Origin of the sequence: uncultured Alloprevotella sp., from assembly GCF_963536905.1 — a bacterium.
Lineage (GTDB): Bacteria > Bacteroidota > Bacteroidia > Bacteroidales > Bacteroidaceae > Alloprevotella.
Genome location: NZ_CAUTBW010000011.1, coordinates 1 through 25,905 on the forward strand (window position 1 = coordinate 1; position 25,905 = coordinate 25,905).

The window sequence follows — 25,905 nt, forward strand, 5'->3', positions numbered from 1 at the left end:
GAAAAGGATTGTGTACTGGCGAGGGAGTGGTTGCACTAACGCGAAGCACTGGGATACCAAAGCGATGGAGAGCCTCTGTGATAAGTAGGTGTTCATGCCCAACATTAGAGAATGCACAGCGCGTAGGCTTGAATTTCTGAATGATATTAAGAATTTCTTCCTCATCGTTATTGGTCCAAGCTGTTTGAAAAACAAGTTTGTCCTTATCAAATATCGACGCCTTTGCGCGTGTGTTTCCTATGTCAATTGTAAGCTGCATTCTGATACGAAGCTATTTGCTTGGCAAAGATACTCCAATCCATCCGATAGGCAAAATTTTTAGAAAAATACGTCTGCGAGTAAAGGTAAAGGCATGATAAAGAGGAGAAAGCTATTCTTTCTTAATTATATACACAAGATTTGTTGAAAGGCTTACTCATTGGGTTTTGCTTTGCCCTATTAATATAGGATTTCACGCAGGGATTTGAGAAGAACGTAGAAGGAACTCTTTGCAGGATATTGTTAATATGTTCTGTTATAACAGGGGTCGGGTACTGACTGCACAGAATCATAAAGAATCCAGGACCTAAAACATTGTTAGAGTTTTCTACAATAAAGTTTGTTTCCAAGTCTTCTGATTTCTTATTGAGCGCATCGGCCTTTTTCCCAAACTTCTTGTTGATGACATCCATGGAATAACCCATTCTCATCATTTTAATGGCTTTTTCCTGTATTTCCCACATCTCGTTGTCAATGCGGTTCTTCTGTCGGTAGAATTTATAGAGGCGGTCGTTTAACGGCCCTCCAGATACGCGCTGTCCAAGATTATCCACAGATATTGTGAGATTACCATTCTCTAAGACAATCGGCATCACATTCTCGTTCTCCATACACACTTGCGCAAGTACGATAGAATCCACGGCTCCAAAGAAGTTGAATCTGCCGTGTATCACTTTGCAAGAGTCTATGTTTTCTGACGTAACTCCATTGGGCGTTACTTTCAGATAGAGCATGCGCCCGTCCAGAACGGGTACTGTCGAATTACCAGCTATGTTGTATTGTTCCGTGCATGAAGTCAGAAACAAACTGGATATAAGTAGTAATAAAAATTGTCGCATGTCTTTTTCTTTTGTGTTGCAAATATACATTGCGGCAATGAAAATGGTTAGTCCTAATTGTTAGAAAATGTTGTTTTATAGTACATTTAACTATTGGTCCAAGGCTTTTAACGAATCTTCGACTCCTTAGAAGAGTGGCTCGGAGAGAGTTATCTGTACTTATTCCTTATTAAGGGATGAGAGGCGAAAGGCGGAGTAAACTTCAAATATAGCTGCGATGCAGAGAGAAAGTTTCCATAAATCGCCTGTCAGCGGCCGTATGTGAAAGTATTCTGTGAACATCAGAACTGCTGTAACTAACAGAAGGATAGCTCCTGACACCTGTTGTCGACGTAGGCGACGAATCACGATGTCCTGCCCCTTGTAGTGTTGGCGAAACTGCACAACGGAAAAGGGGATAGCTCCAATGGTGTAGACTATTGCTGCATAGATGAAATTCTCCTGACTAAGAAAGATGGGGAGTACTGCACCAATAAGTAGGAGGATACCTCCCAGTTGAAAGAGTCGTTCCATTATTATTTCTTTTCTTCTATGAGGTAAACGTCCTCATTATCTTTCTTCATGACAAGGCTCACGCGCGCCACGTCCTCCACAGCTTTCGGACTCTGAGATAATTCGCGCATACGTTTGGAGTCTGCTTCGTATTGTTTGTCGTAGTTTGCAATCTGTTCGAGCATCTCCTGGTTACGCTGATGTAGTTGATAGCGATAAAAGAGGCTATTGTTGTCGAGTAGTCCAATGACAAGAAGGAAGAATATACTTGTAAAGAGATACTTATGTTTCAGTACAAACCTACCAATGCTTGCGAGAGGTGCCATGAGAGTTAAGGTTTAGAGATCATGCTGCTGGAGGCGATATTCAGCAAGCTTTTCATATTTCGTGCCTTTTCGACCATAGTTGGCATAGGGAAAGATACTGATGCCACCGCGCGGGGTGAAGAGACCCGTCACTTCGATGTATTTTGGATCCATCAGCTTGATGAGGTCCTTCATGATAATGTTCACGCAATCTTCGTGGAAGTCGCCGTGATTTCTGAAGCTGAAAAGATAGAGCTTGAGGCTCTTGCTCTCCACCATGCGTACATCAGGAATGTAGCTGATGCGAATTTCTGCAAAATCAGGCTGTCCCGTGATAGGGCAGAGACTGGTGAACTCTGGACAGTTAAAGCGTACCCAGTAATCGTTGTCGGGGTGTTTGTTGACAAAAGATTCCAACACCTCTGGAGCATAATCGCTCTTGTATTCGGTCTTACGCCCCAGCGTGTTCAGACCTTCGTTTTCTCTATTTGAAGCCATAATATATTATAAAGGAATATAAAATCCGACCATTCTTTGCTGGTCGCTTTATTCTTGCGGGTGCATCACCTCGAAAGGTGTCTTACCTGCTGCTTTGAGTTTGAGGTAGGCGTCAAGGCCATGCTTACGCAATTTGCAGCTGGGACAGTGTCCGCAACCATCGCCTGCTATGCCATTGTAGCACGTCAAAGTTTCGTGGCGCACTAAGTCCAGCACACCCAGCTCGTCACTTAAGGCCCATGTTTGGCATTTGTCCAGCCACATGAGTGGCGTGTGGATAACAAACTGTTCGTCCATGGCTAAATTCAGCGTCACATTAAGGCTCTTGATGAAAGAATCTCGACAGTCTGGATAGCCTGAGAAATCTGTTTGTGAAACGCCCGTGACAAGATGGAAGATGCCGCGCTCGCGTGCATAGACAGCAGCGATGCTCAGAAAGAACATGTTGCGCCCAGGTACAAACGTGTTAGGGAAACTATTAGCGGGTTTTTCTTGATCCATCTCCAGAGAGGTATCTGTCAGCGAGTTTTTGCCCAAACTCCCGATGAAACTCACGTCCATTTTGTCGAAATGTACGCCTGCTTTCTTGGCTATCTTCTCTGCCAGTTCCACTTCCAGTACGTGTTTCTGACCATATATGAAAGCAAGTGCGTAGACCTCTTTGAAGTGGGATTTTGCCCAGTAGAGGCAGGTGGTGGAGTCTTGTCCGCCACTGAATACTACTAATACTTTATCGTTGTTCATTGTGTTCTATTGCTATCCTATTCCCAGATCTTGCAGCTTCTTTTGAATGCGAAAGAGAATTTCTATATGACCTTTCAGACCGGGACGTTCATACGATTCCAGCGCCATTTCGCTCATGAGATGGCACGTCTTCTTTACATCCGGAATAATTGTCGCCTGGTCGAGCTCTAGCGAATCGGGCATTTGGTCCTTGTGCACCACGAGCCAATCAGTCAGAGCTTTCACTTCCTCTTTGGTATAGAGTACTATGGGTTTTCGTGCAGCCATAAAATCTGTATTTCCTGCAAAATTAGTGAATTCTTTGCAGAATGCCTATACTTGTAAGCTAAGACAGGATGTGAACAGAGTTTGCTCACATCCCGTGCGTACAACTTTTTCTTGAAGTCTTTTGTTCTTTTTCTTATTCCTCTACGACAACTGTTCTTGTTTTCAGTTGTGCGCCTGCGGCTTTGGCGGCTTCACGGAATATCTCGTTTTTGCGATCGATAGTGAAGCGGCGAAATTTTCCAGCCATGCGGGTCAATTGACCTTTTGGATTGAGCGCGTTAGCGTCTGTAATCCAATCTTCAGCGCGGTAGTCTTGCAACTTGTCGTTTGGAGTCTCTTCTGGCTCATATATATAATGGAGTCGTTGCAGAGACACCGTGAATTTGTTGTCCTCTACCTGGTAGATAACATCATAGAAGAAGCGCGTGCGATGGGTCACCCATGCTTTTTTCTTGAAGTAGAGATATTCCTCGATGCGTGCAGCCAAGAGGCCGTTGGCTTCGTCGTTCTCCACAATGCGGCATTGAGGTAGTGCGTTCTCTCCCTTGATGAGTTGCTGCTGCGTGAAGTCGGTGAGGCGTTTGAAAATTTCGGTTTTGTTTGTGTTAGGCACATCGTAGGTATGGCTGAAGACCACCACACCTTGTTCATTGACAGGAACTGCACCTTTCAGATATTTCTGTTCTGTTTGAGCCACAACTGTCAGCGGCAAGAGGAGGAGCAGGAAAAGTAGTTTGCAGATTTTCATTGTGTTCTATTTTTGTTTGTGTGCAAATATAATGAATTACTTTCGGTCTGTTGTGCGAAAAAACTAAATAAATGTGGATACTTTCTGATTCGCTCTTTTGCAAAAAAATCGTAATATTGCGGCTGTATGGGAAAAAAGCGAATAGGAAAGAAGCGTTTGACTGCAATGTTGGATGCTGCGGCTAAGAAATATGAGGTGCCAGAATTCTTGACGGAAGACCCGAGTTGTTTCATGCACAAGGTGGAGGGGCAGAGTAATCAGGAGTTGATGGGCTTCATTGCTTCTGTGTTTAGTTATGGCAATAGGCGACTCTTCTTCCCGCGTATTCAGTTTTTTCTTGATGTTTCTGCCGGACAACTCGATACTTGGCTGCGAAGTGGAACTTTTCGTAACGATGTGCCCGATGAGGCGCGTTGTTTTTATCGCCTCGACCAGTGGCATCATGTACGCCAATTCTTGGAGGGACTTTATGCGCTCTTGCATGAATATGGAACGCTGGGTGAGTTTGTGCAGCAACGTGTCACAACAGGACTGCAAGCCGTTGAGGCGTTGACTGCTTATTTCTGTCGATGGGATGTAGGGCATTTGGTACCGAAAACTGCTAAATCTTCTTGTAAGCGTGTCTGTATGTTTCTGCGCTGGATGGTGCGTGATGCTTCTCCCGTGGATTTAGGATTATGGACCTTCATCGACAAGCGCTCTCTTCTTATTCCTTTGGATACCCATGTTTTGAATCAAGCTCTCTCACTCGGACTTGTATCCTCTCGCACTGCTTCTATGTCGGCCGTAAAGAGACTTTCCGACCGCTTACTTGAAGTTTTTCCCGACGACCCTCTACGTGCCGATTTCGCCCTCTTTGGTGTCGGCGTGAATGCGGCTGAATTTGTGGAAGAATAAGGAAAAATAGCATTTGCCGACTTTTGTAAACAGAATTCTTATTTTAAGTGGCTGAGGGAGGCTTTCTTTTCCATCCTTCTATGTGCTGTGTATATCTATCTTCTTTCTGAGTGATGAATACAATAAGGTTGCTGCTTGGCTTCCTTATTGAGTTGGTGAATATCCTTATTGTGTTGACGGATACAATAAGGAAAATTACAGATTCCTCTTTTCTGCTTTTCGATAAAAATGGAATGTCGAAAAGTTTTTCCTTATTGAAAAGACTCTTCTAAAGAGGGAACAGAGTTTTTCCTCTCCGGCGAATCCTTCGTAATGTATAAAAACTGAGTTTGTGGCTTGATTTAGAGAAATTTCCTCTTCTCTTTGCAACTGGTATAATGTAAAAGAATTAGGCGGTAATAGTAGGAGGATAGGCAACTTTCGGATGCTTTCGACAAATAAGGTTAGAAAACGGAAAAAGGCAGCCACTCAACCCGCAGAGGAGAGTGGCTGCCTTTGTAAATATGTGTATGTCATTTAGGCTTGTCAGCCTACGTCATAGATAGCATGTATTAAACGATGCCTTTGCCGTGGCAGTTCTTAAACTTCTTGCCGCTACCACATGGACAAGGATCGTTGCGGCCCGGCATCTTGTCTTTCACGATAGGTCGCTGCGGATGTTGAGCACGTGTGTCCTGTCCTGCTGCAGCCTGCTGATCGGGATCAGCCATAGGGTCTTCGCTACCGCGATTGGTAGTATAGTTCTGATTTTCGTGAACATCCTCTTCGGCTTCACGAACCTCTTCGGGAGCTGCTACAGGAATCTGGCAGCGCATCAAAGTGCTAACGCTGTTGTTATTAATGCGGTCCACCATGTCGTCAAAGAGTTTCACACTTTCGAGTTTGAAGACGAGAAGCGGATCTTTCTGTTCGTAGGACGCATTCTGCACAGATTTCTTCAAGTCGTCGAGAGCGCGGAGGTTCTCTTTCCAAGCATCGTCAATGTTGTGAAGTAGAATGGCCTTCTCAAAGTCGCGTGTCACTTCCTTGCTCTCGCTTTCGTAAGCCTGCTTCAGATTTGTGCGGATGTTATAAACGAGGCGTCCGTCGCTGATAGGAATGAGAATGTTCTCATATTGCTCGCCTTGGTTTTCATACACCTGCTTGATGACAGGCATAGCCACTTCAGCCAAGCGGTCTGTACGGCGGCGGAAATTAGCTACTGCTGCTTGGAAAGATTGTTCCTTGAGTTCGTCGCGATTCTTATTGAGCAGTTCTTCCTCTGTGAAGGGAACTTCCATCGCCATAATGTCGAGGAACTGTTCGCGGCAGCGTTCGTAGTCGTTGCCTGCTCTGTCGATAATGGTAACAATGCGGTCCCAAATCATATTGGAGATATCCATGCCTATGCGCTCTCCCATGAGGGCGTGGCGGCGTTTCTCGTAGATTACAGTACGCTGCTTGTTCATCACATCATCATATTCCAACAAACGCTTACGGATACCGAAGTTGTTTTCTTCCACTCTTTTTTGCGCACGCTCAATGGAGTTGTTCACCATCTTAGCTTCAATCATCTCACCATCCTTGAAACCGAGTCGGTCCATAACTTTGGCGATACGTTCGCTAGCAAATAGGCGCATAAGTTTATCTTCAAGGCTTACGAAGAATACTGAAGAGCCTGGGTCGCCTTGACGGCCGGCACGACCGCGCAGCTGACGGTCGACGCGACGACTTTCGTGGCGCTCCGTACCTATGATGGCCAAACCACCAGCTTCTTTTACTTCGTCGGAAAGTTTGATGTCGGTACCACGACCTGCCATGTTTGTGGCGATAGTCACTGCACCCAAGAGGCGTTCTTCTTCGCGAACTTCACCCGGAGTATTGTCGTTGATGCTCTTCTGATATAGTTCGGCGCTTTGCTTATCACCAAACGCAGTACCATCGGCAGCAATATAGGACTTGCCCAATGTGCTCTTACCTGCTTGCGCAACAACCTGTGCCTCCTGTTGGTGAAGTTTTGCATTAAGAATCTGATGTGGGATGCGACGCAAGTCAAGCATACGGCCCAAAAGCTCGCTGACCTCAACGCTAGTGGTACCCACGAGCACTGGACGGCCTTGTAGGCGCATCTTTTCAATTTCTTCGATAACGGCCTTATACTTCTCACGCTGCGTGCGGTATACGCGGTCGTTCATATCGTTGCGGAGGATGGGGCGGTTTGTTGGAATCTCCACTACGTCCAACTTATAGATATTCCAGAACTCACCTGCTTCCGTAGATGCAGTACCTGTCATACCGGAGAGTTTGTGGTACATACGGAAATAGTTCTGTAGAGTAATGGTAGCAAAGGTTTGTGTAGCAGCTTCTACTTTCACATGCTCCTTTGCTTCAACAGCCTGGTGCAGACCATCGCTCCAGCGGCGGCCTTCCATAATACGACCCGTCTGCTCGTCCACGATTTTCACCTGTCCGTCCATAACAACGTATTCTTCGTTGATATTAAACATGGAGTAGGCTTTGAGGAGCTGCAGGAGAGTGTGTACACGGTCGCTCTGGATTGCGTACTCAGCCAGCATTTGGTCTTTCTTGTCAACGCGCTCTTGCTCACTCAGCGTTGTGTCGGCTTCTACTTCTGACATTTCAGAGGTAATGTCGGGGAGGACAAAGAGTTTGTCGTTGTTCACTTCTTTAGCCAACCAAGCACTACCTTTATCCGTCAGGTCGACAGAATTCATCTTTTCATCAACAACAAAGTAAAGCGGCTCGACAGCTTCGGGCATTCGTTTGTTGTTATTCTCCATGTAGATTTCTTCCGTCTTGAGCATACCAGCTTTTACGCCCGGTTCGGAGAGGAACTTAATGAGCGGTTTGTTTTTAGGCAGAGCCTTGTGGCTGCGATAGAGGGAGAGGAATCCTTCTTCTGTCTTTCCTTCAGCAATAAGTTTCTTCGCTTCGGCAAGATACTCGGTGGCGAGTTTTCGCTGAACATTTACTAGGCGTTCTACCAGCGGTTGATACTGCTCATACATCTGGTCGTCGCCCTTAGGTACAGGACCAGAAATAATCAGCGGCGTACGAGCGTCATCAATAAGCACTGAGTCGACCTCATCGACAATCGCGAAGTTATGTCCGCGCTGTACGAGATCTGCTGGGCTCATTGCCATGTTATCACGAAGGTAGTCGAAACCAAACTCGTTATTCGTACCAAATGTAATATCAGCCAAGTAAGCTTGACGGCGCGACTGTGAGTTAGGTTCGTGTTTGTCGATGCAGTCAACGCTGAAACCATGGAACATATATATTGGGCCGTTCCATTCAGAGTCACGCTTGGCGAGATAGTCGTTCACAGTCACGACGTGAACTCCGTTACCTGTCAGTGCATTAAGGAAGACGGGCAGCGTAGATACAAGTGTCTTACCTTCACCCGTAGCCATTTCGGCGATTTTACCTTGATGCAGAACAACACCACCAAAGAGCTGAACATCGTAGTGGATCATGTTCCACGTTACCTCATTGCCACCAGCAATCCAGTGGTTCTTATAGAGAGCTTTCTCTCCTTCAATGGTAACGAAGTCGTGTGTGGTGGCCAGTTCGCGGTCGAAGTCGTTAGCTGTAACCTCTATGATTTCGTTTTCAGTAAAGCGGCGCGCCGTGTCCTTAACAATAGCGAACACTTGGGGCATAACTTCGTTGAGTGCTTCTTCGTAGCGTTCGAGAACATCCTTTTCGAGTTTGTCGATTTGATTGAAAATCGGTTCGCGGTCCTCAATAGGAGTTTCTTCAATCTTTGCTTTGAGCTCGGTTATCTTTTCCTTGATGTCGTCCGCAGAGTGCTGAACTTTTTCTTTCAGTTCTTGCGTCTTAGCTCGAAGGCCATCATTGTCGAGCGCCTCAATCTCAGCGGCGGCGGCCTTAATCTTTTCTACAAGCGGCTGAATCAGCTTCATGTCGCGCTGACTCTTGTCGCCGAATAGCTTTTGAAGGAATTTAATTATATCCATATTTGTATTTTTTTGTTATCAAATGGAGAATAAATAAAGTTGTTGTAATGTTGCGTCACTATATATATAATGAGTGGTAGCAACGAGGTGTTTGTCACCGTTCACTTGCGACAAACGAATTGTAGCCATTATTTGAGCGGCTGTAGCTTGCAACCGTTCGGGGCTCTAATACGAATCGCCTTGCTGAGTGTTGGGGCGATGTAGTCGATGGTTACGGGCGTTGTTATCTCCTCGTGGGTGATGCCGTAACCAAAGAAAATAATAGGAAACGGGATATATGTTGCCCGAACCTGTTGGTTTTTCTGATCGTCAGTATTGGTGTAGCGCCAACCGGGAGCCACCTCAATGAGGATGTCGCCCGAAGTGCGCGCGTTATATCCGTTGCGAATTTTGCTAATGCCTGGCGTCCAAGCTCCTTGTATGAGGCGTTGTGAGGTATAAACATCCTTTACGCCGTCAAGTTGCAGTAGGAAATCCTGACAACGTTCTAAAAGTTCGCCAAGATTGATTTGCTTGTTTTCTATGAACTTCCTGTTGAGGTATATCTGCCGTCCGTAGCACGCCTCTACATAGTTTCCTTGTCCATAGACTGCTGCGAGGTACATATTGAGCAAAGAAGCTGATCGCTTCATGTCGAATGCCCCCGTCGGCACGTTATATTTGTGTAAATCTTCTTCTTCGTCTTCTTCGGACGTCCCAGTAGACGTTAGAGCTATCAAAGTGTTTTGCAAACCGATGCGTCGGTCTATTGCCTGCAAAAGTTCTGCCAAGGAACGGTCAAGACGAACATACGTGTCTTGTAGTTCCATTGATGGCTTTCCGCCAGCGTAGAATGTGAGCGATAAGAGATCCGAAATTTCGTCCTGCCCCAACATACTGCCGTTTATAGCCGTTGATGCAAGGCGAGCCACCATTTCGTTCACAAGTCCGCTTGTCGGAAGCTGATTTGCCGTGAGTTTGTGGGCAAAAGGCTTTTTCATTCCTCCCGAGGGGAAGTAGTTGAAATTACCCACCAATTCGTTGAGCGGCTTCCAAAGCGTTGGCAGCGTTTGATTGTTCTCAGCGCGTACCCATGAAGGCAACGTTCCGAAATATGCAGAAGTAGTCCAGCGTCCAGTCCGTGCATCCATCCATACAGTAGCATCTGTAGAATGGCCCCCCGTTAGGATAGCGCATTCTTTAAAAGGAGCTATGGAATAGACGAGGGCCCGTCCATTGGTAGCTATCTTCATTTCGTCTCCCAGTGTGGAGACGCTCAGATATTGCGGACTGTCGTTAGCACCGGTGCAGAACACGGGGCGCAATGTCTTGCGGTCCGTCCAGCGCAAGCCTATGATGCCATGATCGGAAGGGGTTGTACCTGTGGAAATAGTTGCTGCCGTTGCAGCGTGGTCGGCCCAAGCCGAAGGATTTTCTGCTTGTGAATAGACAAGTCCTTGTCCGATCAATCGGCGGAAGCCATCGGGGCCGTAAAGCGGCATAAAAGCCTGAACGTAATCGCTGCGCAATCCGTCAACAAGTATATTCACTACAAGACGCGGGACGGCCGTTCCAGCCGCTGCAGGTTCTGCAGCCGCCAACACCGTTATTGCGGTGAGAAGGGATATGAGGAATCGTCCTTGTTTTGTAGTCATTTGTCAGAAGAAGTGCCAGCAAGCAGCGGTCTGCATCGCCAGCGGATGATAGAAATAAGCCCGCGCATTAGCAAACACAATGCCAAAAGCAGCATGGCTGTAGGGATTATTTGTAATTGTAGGCCAGTTACAGCCAAAGTGAATACGGCTGCGAGTGTCCCGTATAGGGGGAAGTAATAGTCCTGTAAGCCTCGGTGTTCACGCATTATTTTTATGGGAAGCCAAACAAGAGGGAGCGGATTGAGGACGCCTATGAGCCAGTTGCTTCCTACCGCTGGTTGAGCAGAGAAGAAGAACAGCACAAAAACCACCAAACCTGCCAAGCCCTGCACCAGCATTAGCGTGTTATCGAAAAGGTGAAAAACACGTCCCGTGCGGAGTTCGGTCCAACTAAGTGCTACAGTAGAGCACAAGAGCAGTATAGCCACCATGAGTGGAGTAAAGGGCGTGGCAGAAGCCGCAGCTTGTGGCACGTTTACTACTATCGTTTCATCTTTTAGCAAAGGTATGCTGTTGCCCAAGCTGTCTTTTGTGGTGGCTTGCGTAAGCATTTGTTCGGCCAAGAGGGGGAACATCATTCGTGCGTGCTGATTTAGCAGTGTATCCACGTCACATCCCAGAATGAGGTCTTGTCCAAATTCTAACCACGGAGAATCCTGTGTATAGCTATGAATGATATCCCTATAGGTCGTAGAGGGCTGCTTATCAGCAGGAAGGGCGAACGGTGCCACTTTTCCTATCATGTCAATAGCCCGTGAGGTGCAGTTGTCACGCAGAAAGTTATAACGATAACTTCTATTCTCAGGCTGCGCGTTGAGCACAAGATTCTGGAAAAGTTCTGACGTTTGTTGGGAAGAGATATTGAGCTTTTGTTCTCTCACGGGGCGTTGTCGCTCAGTATATTCGGCTGCAAAATCGGGAAAACTTGTCACTCCGAGAATATAGTCGGCCTTTCCGAGCGTGAATTCCCAGGTAAAGCGGCCGACATCTTGGAAAGAAAAAATCCCGTAGTTAAATACCCAATCGTCGCCCGTTTTTGTGTTTTGAATGCGCAAAGCCGTATGGCCGTAAAGCTCGTAACTCTTCGTGCCTGGAGCACATGTCAGCAGACTGGCTTTGAGCGAGTCGGACTGGGCGGCTAATGGCAACGCGAGCAACCAAGAAATCAATATGTACAAGTATTTGCGCATTCGGCTGCAAAGTTACGAAAACAAACGTAACCAATCCTTTTCGTTTGTGATAAAATCACTCCTATATATAAATATAGAGAAAAATATGCCGAAGTTTCTTCTCTCCTTTCTCTGCTTCGAATCTTTTTTCTCGTTCTCCCTTCCAGCTTTCCATGGTTCCTATAAATCTGCGTAAAGTCTTTTTCCATGCTGCTACCAAACCTTCCTATTTTACCGTCTGATTATTTGACAAACAACTTTTTCAATCTAGCGCGAGAAAAAGTGCTTCAAAGTTGAATCTCTCAGTCTTGCGTTCTTCTCCTTCTTAAAAAGATGACTTCTTCTCTCAAAGAAACCCACTTTTTTCTCTCAAAAATCTCTTTTTATCCTTGTTTTGGATGAAAATACAATAAAGTTGTCCGCCAAAATCCTTATTGCGTCCGCTGACATCCTTATTGTATTTGAAATTCCCCTTATAGGAATTTTAATTCCGCCTATAGAAATTTTATTTTCTCCTTGAGGAATTAGAAATTGCCTTATTGTAGTGGTGTTTCAAAACGGCGTTCTTTTCGGCCGAAGGCGTTTGAGTTGGATTTCAAACGATTCTCAGGCCTATAGAATACGAAGATTTTTGACAAAATACAAGCTTCAGTTCTTTTCCTTCTCTTCGTCAAGATTTCTCCTTATTTCCCCTCCGAATAGTGTATAAAAGTTTGTGAAAACATGCCGAAAAGCAGTTTTTTGGCAAAAAGAAAGTTTTTTATCAAAAAAACCTTTGAAAAAATGTAAAGTTTCAAATTTAACGCCTTATATTAGGCGGCGTAATGTTAATCTGACACTAAAAATAACCGACAGTGAGTATCAGTGGAAAGAATTTAGCAATTTTCGAGTAAGCGAGTTTTGCTCGCTGAACGTACGAAGCTTTTCGTCCGCAGACCTTCACTAATAAAAAAAGATTATGCTATGGATAAAAAAACAATTGTCATTGGCGTTATTGGAGCCGATGTCCATGCCGTAGGCAATAAGATTATTGATTTAACGCTGAAGCAAAAAGGCTTCAACGTGGTAAACCTCGGTGTGATGGTCTCTCAGGAAGAATTTATAGAGGCAGCTGTTGAAACGCAAGCTGATGCCATCATTGTGTCGTCTCTTTATGGACACGGCGAGATCGACTGTATGGGGTTCCGCGAAAAGTGTGATGAGGCCGGTCTCAAAGGATTACCTCTCTTCGTAGGAGGTAACCTCGTGGTGGGTAAGCAAGACTTCAAAGATGTTGAAGCGCGCTTCCGTAAGATGGGCTTCGATTATGTTTATCCTCCCAACACCCCGATAGAATGTACGCTCGTTGATATCCGTAGAGCTGTAGGACTGACAGAACCAGCGGTCGAAATGGCGGAAGATGGGGAAGAAGCCATGAAAAACTCGACCCTACAAGCGGCCACAACTGTTGGAACAACCACTGAAAGTACTCTGTTATGAAATATTTAGCAGTCGACATAGGCAGTACTTACACGAAAGTGACAGCCATCGATGGCGACTTGCGAAAGATTGTGGGCACGGCGCGCGCCTTCACGACGATAGCCGACGATGTCACCTTAGGACTTCAACGCGCCTTGGATGCGTTGGGCGATTTCGTATGGGACGATATGCTCGTCTGTAGCAGTGCCGCCGGCGGACTAAAGATGGTGGCGCTCGGCCTTGTTCCCGATCTAACAGCAAAAGCCGCGCGCACTGCCGCCTCTAATGCAGGAGCGAAAGTGATGCAGACGTTTGCCTACGAGATAAGCAAACGTGAGGAGCAAGAAATTTACGATTTGAATCCCGACCTCGTGTTGCTCTGTGGCGGTACGGATGGGGGCAACAAAGAAGTGATAACGGCCAATGCGCGCCGTCTCTGCTCCATTCCACGACCTTTTACAACCATCGTGGCAGGCAATAAAAGTGCGGCCGACGAGATTGTCGAAATCTTTGAAGCAGCAGGCAAACCCTATGTGCTGACAGAGAATGTGATGCCCGAATTCAACCGACTCAATATTGAGCCTGCGCGAGATGCCATTCGTCAGTTATTCATCTCTCGCATCGTTGAAGCCAAAGGCCTTAAAAGGGTGCAAGCTCAGACTCCTCACCAAATTATTCCCACACCGCTTGCCGTGTTGCAAGCCTGCGAGCTACTGAGTCGAGGAACGGAGCAACAAGAAGGTTTGGGCGACTTGATGGCTGTCGATGTGGGAGGTGCTACCACGGATGTCTATTCCATGGCTTCGGGAGAGCCAACGGTGGAAAGTACGCTTACTAAGGGGCTTCCAGAACCTTGGAGTAAGCGCACCGTAGAAGGCGATTTGGGTATGCGTTATAGTCTTCCTCATGTGTTGGAGCAGATGGAAAATCCGTCTGCCGAACTTCGCAGTTGGGTGGAACGTTGTGTGGCCCAGCCCGAAACACTGGCTTTAGCCGATAGCGAAGAAAAGCAAATGGAAGAACTGCTGGGGCGCATGGCCGTCTCTGTGGCCGTTGAGCGTCATTGTGGGCGTATGGCCGATGTTTATACTCCGCTCGGATTGATGCACACTTTGGAAGGAAAAGACTTGATGCAGGTGCCGCTGATGATAGGCATTGGCGGTGTACTCTTAGGGAGCAGTCATCCAGAAGAGATTCTAAAAGGCAGTGTATATGATCTGCGCCATCCCGAGATAGCTAAACCGCACCGTCCACGCCTCATGCTCGATGGCCAGTATATATTTGCTGCTATGGGCATGCTCTCTCAAACAAATCCAGAATTGGCTTTCGAACTGATGAGGGCTACTTTGAAGGAAGTGGGAAAAGGCTCTTGTTCAGTATAACTAATAATCTTATAATACCAATATGGAAACCAAACTAAAAAACGAAAGAATTCCAGAAGGTGAATTTATGGCCGAGCGACAAGAAGTCTTGGCCCAGTGGCCCACGGGTGGTGGGGTAAATTTCCAAGATGCTGTTGACTACCAGCTTCAGATTCCTCGTGAAAAACGTTTTGGCGAAAAACTTCAAAAGGCCGTTGCCGACAAGGTGACATTGATACAGCCGCGTGCAGGTGTGGCTCTCTATCGCGAGCAGATAGAACTGTTGCAATTTCTTGAGGACAAAGGCGGAGCCGACCTTCTGCCGACTACAATCGACAGCTATACGCGCTTAAATCGCTATAATGAAGTGGAAGTGGGCATTGAGAAAAGTAAAATATCCGGCCGTTCTATGCTCAATGGTTTCCCTGCTGTCAATTACGGTGTCAATATCTGCCGCATTGTTACTTCTGCGCTCCGCAATCCAGTGCAGGTGCGCCACGGTACGCCCGATGCTCGACTGCTCACCGAAATAACGATGGCGGGCGGTTTCACCTCTTTTGAGGGCGGCGGTATCTCTTATAATATTCCGTACTCCAAGAATCATTCTGTAGCAAAAACTATTCGTCATTGGCAATATACGGACCGTCTTATCGGCATGTATGAAGAAGCTGGCGTTAGCATCAATCGCGAACCCTTCGGCCCGCTGACAGGTACGCTGATTCCGCCGTGTATCAGTAACTCAGTAGCCATTATCGAAGGATTGCTCGCAGCGACCCAAGGCGTGAAGGATTTAACTGTGGGTTATGGCCAGTGCGGCAATTTGATACAAGACGTTGCAGCCATCCGCGCCCTTGACCGAATGGCCAAGAAGTATATGCACAAGTATGGTTTTGACGATACTCGCATTACAACCGTGTTCCACCAATGGATGGGCGGATTCCCCCAAGACGAATCCAAAGCCTTCGGCGTGATCAGTTGGGGAGCTGCTGCTGCCGCTTTGGCAAAGGCCACAAAAGTTATCGTAAAGACCCCACACGAGGCCTATGGCGTGCCGACGAAAGAAGCCAATGCTTCGGGACTTCGCGCAACAAAACAGCTCATCTCAATGCTTCGCGACCAAGATCTCCGCAACATACCTGAAGTTATCAAGGAGTCGGAAATCATTGAAGCCGAAATGAAATGTATCCTCGATAAGGTAGAGGAACTGGGCAAGGGCGATATGGCTCTCGGTGCAGTGGCTGGTTTCGAAGCCGGCGTTCTTGACATTCCGTTTGCGCCTAACCGCAACAACGCGGGTAAAGTACTCCCCGCACGCGATGATAAAGGTGCTATACGCATCTTAGAAATGGGGCATCTTCCTTTCTCTCAAGCTCTGAAAGACTTTCATCGAGAGCGACTTGAAGAACGTGCGCGCCACGAAGGTCGTCCCGTTAGTTTGCAAATGGTGATAGACGATGTTTACGCTATAGAAAAGGGGTTCCTTGTGGGACGTCCAGAAACAGAGAATATAATGATTGGTTAGAGGCTTTGATGAGTTCGCCAATACAAATAACCCAAAACACAACAAAATAATTGATACCACTATGAAAATCAAGAAAGTGATTTGCTCAGCAGGGAAAACAGGTTTTTTCTTTGACGATCAGCGCGCCATCAAAGCTGGAGCACGCAACGATGGCAACTTCTATACGGGCGAGCCTGTTACACCAGGCTTTACCAGCGTTCGCCAAGCTGGCGAATCCATATCTGTTCTCTTTTTGCTCGAAGATGGCCAAATGGCTCATGGAGACTGTGCTGCCGTACAATACTCTGGTGCGGGCGGCCGCGACCCTCTGTTTTTGGCCAAAGACTTTATACCCGTCATTGAAAAGGAAATAGCCCCGCGCTACGAAGGGTTAGAAATCACCTCTTTCCGCGAGTTGGCTGACATCGTAGATAAAATGGTGTCGCCCACTACAGGTAAGATTTACCATACCGCCATCCGCTACGGCATTACACAAGCCTGCTTGGATGCAGTGGCCAAGAGTCAGCACAAACTCATGGCTGAAGTTGTGGCCGAAGAGTATGGCACAAAAGTTAGCGAGGAGATGATTCCTATTTTCACCCAGTCGGGCGATGATCGCTACCTCAACGCCGATAAGATGATTATGAAGACAGCCGCCGTACTACCTCACGCGCTATTCAATCACGTAGAGGACAAAGTGGGCTGGCAAGGTGAGAAAATCCGCGCTTATGTTGAATGGCTTCGCAATAGAGTGATTGAGAAACGACCGCGCCCCGACTATCAACCCGTGTTCCACATAGATGTTTACGGAACGCTCGGAATTGTTTTCGATAATGATTTCAAACGCATTGCCGAGTATATCTCCGAATTGGCAGAAGTGGCAAAACCTTTCAAACTGCGTGTGGAAGGGCCAGTAGATATGGGAGAAAAACAAGCTCAGATAGAAGCATTGGCTGCTATCCGCCGCCACATGGAGGCTATCGGTACTGACGCTGAAATTGTGGCCGATGAATGGTGCAACACCTTTGAGGATGTGCGCGACTTCACAGAAGCTAAAGCTGGCCACATGGCACAAATCAAAACGCCCGACTTGGGAGGTATTAACAACTCTATAGAAGCTGTGCTCTATTGTAAAGAACATGGAATGGGCGCTTATTTGGGTGGTACTTGTAACGAAACAAACCGATCAGCCGAAGTATGTGCCCACATTGCTATGGCGACTCGCCCCGTGCAGTATCTTGCCAAACCAGGAATGGGAGTGGACGAGGGTTATATGATTGTATATAACGAGATGGCTCGCATATTGGCCGTCAGAGCAGCAAAATAGAAAAGGAGGACTCGTTATGGAAGAATTGAAAGTTTTATCCCCAACGGCCATCCTCGGCTATGGCTTTCCAGAGCAATCCTTCAAAGAAGGAATGCGTCGTCACCCAGATGTCATTGCCTGCGATGCAGGCTCTACAGACCCAGGCCCATACTATTTGGGCGCAGGCTATAGTTTTACGGACAATAATGCAGTGAAGCGCGACCTTTCTATTATGATACCTGCCGCTCTGGAGGAGGGAATCCCCCTGATGATTGGAACGGCTGGCGGTTGCGGTGCTCGTCCACACGTAGAGCTTACGGTGAATATTATTCGCGAAATAGCGCGTGAGCAGCATCTCCATTTTAAGATGGCCGTGATTGATGCTGAGTTTGAAAAGGACTATATCAAAGCAGAGTTGCGCAAAGGAAACGTTACTCCGCTTGGTCCTGCTCCAGAACTCACTGAAGCGAATGTTGACGAATGTATTCACATCGTGGGACAGATGGGCGAAGAGCCATATATGAAGGCCTTAGAAATGGGAGCACAAGTGATTCTTGCAGGCCGCTCTTACGACCCGTGTGAGTTTTCAGCCCTTGCCATCAGCAAAGGATTTCCTAAAGCGCTCGCCATCCATATGGGAAAAATCTTGGAGTGTGCAGCTATCACGGCTTTGCCAGGAAGTGGCTCCGACTGTATGTTAGGAACGCTCCGCAAGGATAGTTTTGTGGTAGAACCGCTCAACCCTGAACGTAAATGCACTACGCTCTCCGTTGCTGCTCATTCACTTTATGAGAAAAGCAATCCTTACGAACTGCCCGGCCCTGGAGGTGCTATCGACTTGCATAAGACCACTTTCACGCAGTTGAACGAAAGCCAAGTGGAAGTCAGAGGTACTGAGTTCGTTCCTACAGAGGACTATTATATTAAACTGGAAGGTGTTCGCCGCGTGGGCTATCGCACAATTTCGCCTGCAGCTACACATGACCCCGTTATGATTAGTCAGATAGATGAGGTGATACGTGGTGTACGCAATAGAGTGGAGGACAATTTCAATATGAAAGATAGTCGGAATACATGGCTCGACTTCAAAGTCTACGGTAAGAAAGGCGTTATGCACATGTTCCCCGAAACACCCGAATCCTCGTCCGACGAGTTGCTCATAATCATTGAAGCCGTTGCTCCCACGCAGGAGGAGGCCAATACGCTCTGTTCGTTTGCGCGCAGCACGATGTTGCATTACGGCTATGAGGGACGCATCTCCACAGCAGGAAATCTGGCCTTCCCCTTCTCACCAAGCGACTGCCGCATGGGAGAGGTGTTTGAATTCAACGTCTATCACCTATTGCGCGTAGCAGATCCTTGTGAGCCGTTCCCTATACATTTGTTAGAACTATAAGAAAAAGAAATCATTGTTCCTTTGCGTTGTTCTCTAAAAGGCATTTCGCAATCGCTATTCGTAGGATGAAGGTGGGAAGCTTTACCGTGGGGAAAATCCAAAGGGACATTTGATAAAAAATTATTTGTGAAATCATGAAACTAATAGATATAGCTTCTGTCATTCGAAGCAAAAACTCAGGGCCTTATGAGCTAACATTCGATGTTATTTTTAAGGACTTCGAGACGTATGGGAAAGTGAAAGCTGCACAAGCTGTGAGCAAGGAAAAGTTCTGTGCCCTCTATGGCATTCCTGAAACCGATGTGTTTCACCTTGTTTATTTCGACCCTGCAAAGGCTGTGAAAATAACTATCCGTCGCCCAATCCCCAGTGGAGCTTTGGGAGAGACCGACGTTTATGGAGCACAGCAGCATGCTCCCCTTATGGGGATGGAAATAGAAATCTAACAATTTCTTTCAATAACGATTAGATGAGTTCCGCCGGCACAGACTTTTTGTTTGGTCGGCGGAAATTTGTAAGTTTGCTGCATCCAAAAGAGAATCATTATGAGTAAAAAACTTTTATATGCCCTTATGCTCATGGCTTTTGCCTTAGGGATGAGCAGTTGTAAGGAAAACTATTCCAATGGAGAAAAGGTAGGGAACCTTATAGAGTTCACGCGCAAGGGCGTGATATGGGATAGTTGGGAAGGTCGCCTAAATCTCACACAAACGGGTATGAACACCAGTGGCGCCCCTTTTTCTTTCTCATTCGACAACGACCGTACTGATCAAGACTCCTTGATTCAGCTGCTCTATCAAGCACAAGTTGAGGGGTGGAAAGTGAAACTGAAATACCACGAGGTTTGGGGACTTAAAAATATCTTTACCAATCGCGGTGAGACCGATTATTTCGTGGACGATGTCACTGTGCTTGATAAAGACTTTGCAAATGTTGCCAAGCGTCTTAATGGCGCTGCCCAGCAAGGCCGAGTAGTTGACACAATTTATGTGGTTTTAGATAAAAGTGAACTAAAAAAGCAGAGATAGGAACTACGGTGCGAAAGATTTTCCCAAGCAGCAAATATAGCTGATATTGAAACCTAAAAATATCCTTATTGCGTTTGAAAATACAATAAGGCTATCAGCTGGTATCCTTATTCCGTCAGCTGACATCCTTATTGTATCTGCGGTGACAACAAAGCTAAGTGTGACAACAATTATTGCTGTCTGAATTTTGTTGTCACACTCGTAATGGGATATTCATTAGAATTTTATGAAAGTTTGTGACAACGTGACGATGAAATATCGCTTTTTATAGAGAGTGCATGGTTGTGCTGAAATTATGCCAAGATTAAAATTCCTCTTACTAAAAGGGCTGAATCTTCTCTTGAAAGATTCAGCCTTAATTTTTGATGTTTCCTTGAATAGGAGAGCTCTCTTCAATCGGAGCCTGCTTGCAGTAAGTTACATGCTCTCTTTTAAAATGTCTACGACCTCTTCGAAGGTGAGTTTGCGGTAGCCACTATCGAGGATAATCGTTCCTTTGGCAATTCCCTCAAGCATCTCGTTTGTTGCTCCTAGTTCGCTGATAGTTAGGGGGAGTCCTATTTCTTTCATCCAGGCTTCCATGGCAGCAAGTCCTTCTTCTGCCACTTGATGGTCGGTTTTTCCTGAAGGGCAGATGCCCCACACTTCTTCGGCAAAGCGTTTGAAGCGAGATACGGCAAAGGGGAGTGTGTGTTTATAATAGGGGAGAGAAACTGCGGATAAGGCAAAACCGTGAGGAGCATGGGTGTAAGCACCAATGGAGTGGCCAAACATGTGAACCATCCAGTCCTGGCGTTTACCGCAGCCAATGAGAGTGTTCAATGCCCAAGTAGCAGTCCACATTATGTTGGAGCGAGCTTCATAGTCTTGTGGATCTGCCACAGCCTTGCGACTTGCCACAATCAAACTCTTCAATAATCCTTCAGCAATATAATCTGAGGTATTGTCGTCTGTACCAGAGAAATACTGCTCAAGGATATGGCTGAATATGTCGAAGATACCTGCTCTCATCTGTTCATTGGGAACGGTCATGGTGAAACGCGGGTTGAGAATGGCAAAACGCGGTATTAAACGGTCATCGAATACGTGTCCGATTTTTGCGGTATGCTCTGCATCCGTGATGACACTTCCTGCGTTCATCTCACTTCCCGTTCCAGCCATCGTCAGAACACATCCAACGGGCAGAATCTTTTGTTCTTTGGGCGGATTTTGCTGCTGAACAAAAAATGTGTTCCAGTAATCTCCTTCAAAATGGGCTGAAGCCGCCACTGCTTTAGAGTAGTCGGCCACAGAACCACCACCTACCGCAAGAATGAAATCTACTTTCTGATTGCGCGCTATTTGTATGCCCTCGTGCAACTTTTCCAGTGTTGGATTCGACATGACTCCTGCATCTTCCACAATAGTTTTTCCTGCTTTTTTTAGTAATCCTATCACGCGATCATAGATGCCGTTACGTTTTATTGAGCCCCCGCCATAAGTGAGCATTACTGTGGAGCCAGTCATCTTAAGCTCTTCGGCGAGGTTGTTGAGTGCATTTTCTCCAAAGTAAAGCTTTGTGGGATTGTGATAAGTGAAATTTCCTAACATATCTCTTTTCTGTTTAGATGTGTGCTTATTCCGTGGTTTGTAGATAAACACACCATGTTGTTTGTTATCCTTTTATCGTACTGCAAATCTCTACGAGATATCAACGTGTGGTATTTTAGTAAGATTTTCTTTGATTTCTTCGTCGCTGAGTGAATAGTTTTGCAAATCGCCAGAGATGAAGCTGTCGTAGGAAGGCATATCGATGAGTCCGTGTCCGCTTAGGCAGAAGAGGAGAGCTGGTGCTTTCCCTTCTTCGTCGGCTTTTCTTGCCTCTCGGATAGTGGCAGCAATAGCGTGACAGCTCTCAGGTGCGGGAATGATACCTTCCGCTTGTGCAAAAAGTAGACCAGCGTTGAAAGCTTCTAATTGAGCAATGTCTACACCGTGCATGTGTCCATCTTTGATAAGTTGCGACACCAGCGTTCCTGCACCATGGTAGCGGAGGCCGCCTGCGTGGATATTGGCAGGTTTGAAGTCGTGTCCCAGTGTGTACATGGGCAGAAGAGGCGTATAACCAGCCTCATCACCAAAGTCGTATTCAAATTTCCCTCGCGTTAGTTTAGGGCAACTTTGGGGCTCTGCTGCGATAAATTCCGTATTGGGGTGAGTGCCATCAAATACGTGGCGCATAAAGGGGAAGGCGAGACCTCCAAAGTTGCTCCCACCACCGAAACACGCGATAACTTTGTCGGGATATTCTCCCGCCATTTCCATTTGTTTTTCTGCTTCCAATCCTATGATGGTTTGATGAAGCGTGACATGATTGAGTACACTTCCCAGCGTATATTTGCACCCAGGTGTTGTTGTGGCCAGTTCGATGGCTTCACTAATGGCTGTACCGAGTGAACCTGTATGGCGAGGATCGCGCGTGATAATGTTTTTTCCTGCGCGGGTACTCATGGAAGGAGATCCCTCTACGGTAGCTCCGAAAGTGCGCATAATCATGGAGCGGTAAGGCTTTTGCTGCATGGTGAGTTTCACCTGATAAACGGCCGCTTCCAAGCCATAAAGACGCGCAGCATAGGAGAGAGCAACGCCCCACTGCCCTGCACCAGTTTCCGTTGTTACATTAGTGTCACCCTCCTGCTTGCAATAGTAGCACTGAGGTATGGCAGAATTGACTTTGTGAGAACCGAGCGGATTGACTGACTCGTTTTTGAAATAGATATGTGCCTTTGTACCGAGAGCTTTCTCAAGGGCGTAAGCACGCACAAGTGGGGTAGAGCGATAGAAGGTGTACTTCTCTTGCACTTCCTCAGGAATGTCAATCCATTTGTGCTCCGTGTCGAGCTCTTGTTTTGCACATTCGTGATTGAAGATACGTGTCAAATCCTCGACAGATAACGGTTTGCGAGTAGCGGGATTGAGAGGAGGCAGAGGCTTGTTGGGCATATCTGCCAATATATTATACCATTGCTTGGGTAAGTCTTGTTCTGCTAAATAAAACTTCTTTTGTTTCATGAAAAGATAAGCGTTTAAGTGTTGTTTCTTTTAGTTTGTGTAAGCACATGTATGCAGTATCTTTAAGACAAAGCAGTTACTATTGATGGCTAATTCTGTACATTATGCTTTTTTATGTTATTTTGGCGACTGTCTAATATGGTTTGGTTCCGCATTTTCTCCTTTGTTCATTGATGCGAATTTCATCGCTGAAAACCCATTCTCCAGGGCGTGGAGCGCGTGCTTGGAGGCGGATGTAGCGTGCTTTTTTTGTTCCTATCCATCTCCAATGAACGTATAGAGGTTTGCTGTTAGGTTCACGCGGTGCTCCTTTTTGGAAAATCTCACGGAAGTTGCGCCCATTCTTAGAAATAGAGATACGGAAATCTTCTGGGAGATAAATCCACGCCTCACTATTCTGCAAAAACTCCATGTCAATATTGTGAATTGCTTTTACCTTGCCAAGATCAAGCGTCAGGTCCGTGCAGTAGGGCTTCTGTATCGTGTCGGCGGATTGGCAAAAGCCTTGCCAACGGCCATCGGTGTGACTCCAGCCGCCATAAATGCCATCTATGAGTGCCTCATTTCCGCCCGCTGGATAGTATGTACTAAATGGTCGGTGATAGACCACCTTTATATCATTAGCTTGAGAGCGTTTGGGAGTTTGACTTTCAGGGCGTTCGCCAACTTCTTTGCGTAAATCGAAATAGTGGATGCCTAAACTGTCGAGATGGGGGTATTGGCGAATGATGCTTTGTCGGAAATGGCTAATATCGCTAATGCGTCCTTTTAGTCCTATTTCAGCGATGGCCAACTCCCGCGGATAGAGCATATATTCTGCATGTTCTGGCGTTTCAATAAATTCTGTCCACAGATTTCCTTGCAGACCAAGAATGTGGCTACGTTCTTCTGCACTCAACCCTGTTGCAGGGTCAAAACTAGCAACGTTGTTGAACGTGTTGTAGCCACCTATTCCCGTGGGTTGGAGGTAGGGTGCATCTTGATGATAGTCAAAATAGCAATGACTCGTAGGGCTCATGATAACCTTGTTACCTTGACGGATGGCTTGGCGAGCTGCCGCAGCATTTCGCCATACCATGATGGTCGCTCCAGTAAGCGTGGTGTCCTCCAATGCTTCGTCCCACGCAATCATCTCCCTTCCGTTCTGAGTGAGGAATCGTTGTATGCGCCGAATGAGATAGCCTTGTAGTTCGTTCACATGATTAAAGCCCAGTTCTTTCGCCTTTTGCTGGCAACGCGTACATTTCAGCCAAGTATCTCTACTGGCTTCATCGCCTCCGATGTGTATCCAGTGGGATGGAAATATTTGCATCACTTCTTGCAGAACGTTTTCAAGAAAAGTGTAAGTGGCTTCATTGGATGGACACATATCCGCTTGTGCTCCTTCATTGCCCACGCATTTCAGTTCGGGATAAGTGGCCGTTACTTCTTCACTATGCCCCGGCATCTCAATTTCGGGTACGATGGTGATACCCTTCTCTTGTGCGTAGGCCACTAAAGCGCGTAGTTCATCCTGCGTATAGTAGCCACCGTAAGCTGCTGAATCGCCTTCGTGCAGATAGCGACGATCTCCGCCTATCCACCATTTGTGCCAATCTGATTCCGTGCGCCATGCTGCTATCTCCGTGAGGCGTGGATATTTCTTTATTTCAATGCGCCATCCTCCCGCATCGGTAAGGTGCAGGTGTAGACGGTTAATCTTGTGTTCGGCTAAGAAATCAATCTGCTTCCGTAAGAAATCAGTGGTGAAGAAATGACGCGAAAGGTCAAGCATGCAGCCTCGCCACGAATAGGCAGGAGAAACTGCGTTTTCTTTCTCTTGAGCTTGCATAAGAGAGGTGCAAGAAAGAAGAACTCCAACGCACAAAACTCTTGTCACGTTGCGTAGAAATGAAAAAATAGTCATAAATATAAGCTTTAGTATGCCACGAAGTTACTGTTTTTACTTGAAATTCTATGGATGTATAAGATTTATCCGTATCTTCGCCCTATAAAAGAATAGTTATTATGTCCGGAACAATTCAACAAATACAGCGTGCGTTGCGTAAGGCCGCGTCGAAATTTCCCCTTGAGGCGGAGAATTACCCGATGACAGATATCATTTTGCAAGTGAAGCAAGAAGGTGGGGAACTTTTGATTTTTGATGACAACGATACAGAGCTGACTCGTTGCGTTGTGGAAGAATGGCTTGGCGATACTTCGGAAGATTTCTACGAACGTATCCAACCTGTGCTAAAAGAAGCCATTTTAGATATTAAAGAAGAAATGGATTCTCTGAATGTACTCAAACCTTATTCTTTTGTACTCTTCGACGACGACAATTCTGCCGTGGCTAATCTCTATCTGGTAGATGATGATTTGATTCAGATAGATGATAATTTGCTGCCAGGACTTGACGAAGATCTTGAATCCTTTTGGGAGACGTTGAGTAAAGAATAAGTTTAGGACTAAAGCCGCGGAATATATAGCCCCTTTCGTTTTTGAAGAATAGGTAGCCCCTCTCTGTTGCTGCAATCTATCTTTTCTTACATTTAGGGCAAATCCCCTTCATCATATAGTTGACACTTTTGATGAAAAAACCTTCGGGCGTTGTTACAAGCGGAATAGGCGTTTCTTCCAAACAATAGGTTTGATGACACTCTTCGCAGTAGAAATGAACGTGCATATCATCATCTCGTCCTGATGTGTCGGAATGGCCGTGACAAAGTTCGTATTTCACGCTATCGCCGCCATCTTCAAGCACATGAACCAAATGCTGTTGGCGGAAAATGGTCAGAGTTCGGAAAATACCAGATTTATCGATGGATGGAATTTTTTGTACCAAATCTGAGAGCGAGAGCGGGTGGGACGCCTCGGATAGTGCTCTGGCTATGATAAGGCGATTGGCTGTTGGACGTATTTCGTGTTGAGCGAAGAGTTCTTCTATGTCTGTGTGCATGGTTTCTACAGCTTTGGCATCAAAGGCCAACTTTT

Annotated in this window: 23 protein-coding genes and 1 pseudogene; 9 read left to right on the top strand and 15 right to left on the bottom strand. The window is 46.4% G+C overall.

The window, feature by feature from the left end; translation table 11 throughout:
- The 8 genes from ABLA33_RS03030 to ABLA33_RS03065 form a co-directional block, all read right to left on the bottom strand.
- The coding region (locus tag ABLA33_RS03030; protein WP_347719190.1) for a hypothetical protein at nt 1-259 on the bottom strand (259 nt) is incomplete at its 3' end.
- A gap of 121 nt (nt 260-380) precedes the next feature.
- Nucleotides 381-1,097: a DUF4369 domain-containing protein gene (locus ABLA33_RS03035; protein WP_347719191.1), complete on the bottom strand. Its 717-nt coding sequence runs from the start codon at nt 1,095-1,097 to the stop codon at nt 381-383.
- 159 nt (nt 1,098-1,256) lie between these two features.
- Nucleotides 1,257-1,610 (bottom strand): hypothetical protein, encoded by a 354-nt coding sequence (locus ABLA33_RS03040; protein WP_347719192.1) that lies wholly within the window; start codon nt 1,608-1,610, stop codon nt 1,257-1,259.
- Nucleotides 1,611-1,612: 2 nt separating this feature from the next.
- Nucleotides 1,613-1,915, bottom strand: coding sequence for a septum formation initiator family protein (locus tag ABLA33_RS03045; RefSeq protein ID WP_311490800.1), 303 nt, complete (start codon nt 1,913-1,915; stop codon nt 1,613-1,615).
- A gap of 12 nt (nt 1,916-1,927) precedes the next feature.
- The gene (gene queF / locus ABLA33_RS03050) at nt 1,928-2,392 is read right to left on the bottom strand and encodes a preQ(1) synthase (RefSeq protein ID WP_311490801.1); all 465 of its coding nucleotides are present in this window, start codon (nt 2,390-2,392) and stop codon (nt 1,928-1,930) included.
- Nucleotides 2,393-2,440: 48 nt separating this feature from the next.
- Nucleotides 2,441-3,136 (bottom strand): 7-cyano-7-deazaguanine synthase QueC, encoded by a 696-nt coding sequence (gene queC / locus ABLA33_RS03055; protein ID WP_347719193.1) that lies wholly within the window; start codon nt 3,134-3,136, stop codon nt 2,441-2,443.
- Between the two features lie 12 nt (nt 3,137-3,148).
- Nucleotides 3,149-3,403, bottom strand: a complete 255-nt coding sequence (locus ABLA33_RS03060) for a hypothetical protein (RefSeq protein WP_347719194.1) — start codon at nt 3,401-3,403, stop codon at nt 3,149-3,151.
- 133 nt (nt 3,404-3,536) lie between these two features.
- Nucleotides 3,537-4,151: a DUF4468 domain-containing protein gene (locus tag ABLA33_RS03065; RefSeq protein WP_347719195.1), complete on the bottom strand. Its 615-nt coding sequence runs from the start codon at nt 4,149-4,151 to the stop codon at nt 3,537-3,539.
- Nucleotides 4,152-4,277: 126 nt separating this feature from the next.
- On the opposite strand from ABLA33_RS03065, the gene ABLA33_RS03070 reads away from it, so the two are divergent.
- Entirely contained in the window at nt 4,278-5,048 is a 771-nt protein-coding gene (locus ABLA33_RS03070; protein ID WP_347719196.1) for a TIGR02757 family protein, read from the top strand.
- 551 nt (nt 5,049-5,599) lie between these two features.
- Here ABLA33_RS03070 and ABLA33_RS03075 read toward each other — a convergent pair.
- From ABLA33_RS03075 to ABLA33_RS03085, 3 genes are all read right to left on the bottom strand, one after another.
- The gene (locus tag ABLA33_RS03075) at nt 5,600-9,028 is read right to left on the bottom strand and encodes a preprotein translocase subunit SecA (RefSeq protein WP_347719197.1); all 3,429 of its coding nucleotides are present in this window, start codon (nt 9,026-9,028) and stop codon (nt 5,600-5,602) included.
- A gap of 128 nt (nt 9,029-9,156) precedes the next feature.
- Entirely contained in the window at nt 9,157-10,662 is a 1,506-nt protein-coding gene (locus ABLA33_RS03080) for an alkaline phosphatase family protein (protein WP_347719198.1), read from the bottom strand.
- The gene (locus ABLA33_RS03085) at nt 10,659-11,852 is read right to left on the bottom strand and encodes a DUF4105 domain-containing protein (RefSeq protein ID WP_347719199.1); all 1,194 of its coding nucleotides are present in this window, start codon (nt 11,850-11,852) and stop codon (nt 10,659-10,661) included. The genes ABLA33_RS03080 and ABLA33_RS03085 overlap by 4 nt, the downstream gene beginning before the upstream one ends.
- Before the next feature lie 942 nt (nt 11,853-12,794).
- Between ABLA33_RS03085 and glmS the strand changes: the two are divergent.
- From glmS to ABLA33_RS03120, 7 genes and pseudogenes are all read left to right on the top strand, one after another.
- Nucleotides 12,795-13,202 (top strand): annotated as a pseudogene (gene glmS, locus ABLA33_RS03090) (methylaspartate mutase subunit S); the annotation flags it as partial.
- A 104-nt stretch (nt 13,203-13,306) separates the two neighbouring features.
- On the top strand, nt 13,307-14,671 hold the full coding sequence (gene glmL, locus ABLA33_RS03095) for a methylaspartate mutase accessory protein GlmL (RefSeq protein ID WP_347719200.1): 1,365 nt from the start codon (nt 13,307-13,309) through the stop codon (nt 14,669-14,671).
- A gap of 22 nt (nt 14,672-14,693) precedes the next feature.
- A complete protein-coding gene (locus ABLA33_RS03100; protein WP_347719201.1) occupies nt 14,694-16,172 on the top strand; it encodes a methylaspartate mutase subunit E in 1,479 nt (492 codons plus the stop codon).
- Between the two features lie 61 nt (nt 16,173-16,233).
- On the top strand, nt 16,234-17,478 hold the full coding sequence (locus tag ABLA33_RS03105; RefSeq protein WP_347719202.1) for a methylaspartate ammonia-lyase: 1,245 nt from the start codon (nt 16,234-16,236) through the stop codon (nt 17,476-17,478).
- 16 nt (nt 17,479-17,494) lie between these two features.
- Nucleotides 17,495-18,853 carry an acyclic terpene utilization AtuA family protein gene (locus ABLA33_RS03110; RefSeq protein WP_347719203.1) on the top strand — a complete coding sequence of 453 codons (1,359 nt, stop codon included), beginning with the start codon at nt 17,495-17,497 and terminating at the stop codon, nt 18,851-18,853.
- 134 nt (nt 18,854-18,987) lie between these two features.
- Complete coding sequence (locus ABLA33_RS03115) at nt 18,988-19,299, top strand: DUF4387 domain-containing protein (RefSeq protein ID WP_183695841.1); 312 nt, start codon at nt 18,988-18,990, stop codon at nt 19,297-19,299.
- Nucleotides 19,300-19,398: 99 nt separating this feature from the next.
- Nucleotides 19,399-19,881, top strand: a complete 483-nt coding sequence (locus ABLA33_RS03120; RefSeq protein ID WP_347719204.1) for a hypothetical protein — start codon at nt 19,399-19,401, stop codon at nt 19,879-19,881.
- Nucleotides 19,882-20,298: 417 nt separating this feature from the next.
- Here ABLA33_RS03120 and ABLA33_RS03125 read toward each other — a convergent pair whose 3' ends face one another.
- From ABLA33_RS03125 to ABLA33_RS03135, 3 genes are all read right to left on the bottom strand, one after another.
- Nucleotides 20,299-21,471 (bottom strand): iron-containing alcohol dehydrogenase, encoded by a 1,173-nt coding sequence (locus ABLA33_RS03125; RefSeq protein ID WP_347719205.1) that lies wholly within the window; start codon nt 21,469-21,471, stop codon nt 20,299-20,301.
- 90 nt (nt 21,472-21,561) lie between these two features.
- Nucleotides 21,562-22,932: a TrpB-like pyridoxal phosphate-dependent enzyme gene (locus ABLA33_RS03130; protein ID WP_347719206.1), complete on the bottom strand. Its 1,371-nt coding sequence runs from the start codon at nt 22,930-22,932 to the stop codon at nt 21,562-21,564.
- A gap of 133 nt (nt 22,933-23,065) precedes the next feature.
- The gene (locus ABLA33_RS03135) at nt 23,066-24,838 is read right to left on the bottom strand and encodes a family 20 glycosylhydrolase (protein ID WP_347719207.1); all 1,773 of its coding nucleotides are present in this window, start codon (nt 24,836-24,838) and stop codon (nt 23,066-23,068) included.
- A 101-nt stretch (nt 24,839-24,939) separates the two neighbouring features.
- Here ABLA33_RS03135 and ABLA33_RS03140 point away from each other — a divergent pair, with 101 nt between their 5' ends.
- Entirely contained in the window at nt 24,940-25,371 is a 432-nt protein-coding gene (locus ABLA33_RS03140) for a hypothetical protein (RefSeq protein ID WP_311491000.1), read from the top strand.
- A gap of 76 nt (nt 25,372-25,447) precedes the next feature.
- Here ABLA33_RS03140 and ABLA33_RS03145 read toward each other — a convergent pair whose 3' ends face one another.
- A complete protein-coding gene (locus ABLA33_RS03145) occupies nt 25,448-25,870 on the bottom strand; it encodes a Fur family transcriptional regulator (protein ID WP_347719208.1) in 423 nt (140 codons plus the stop codon).
- Nucleotides 25,871-25,905: the final 35 nt, after the last annotated feature.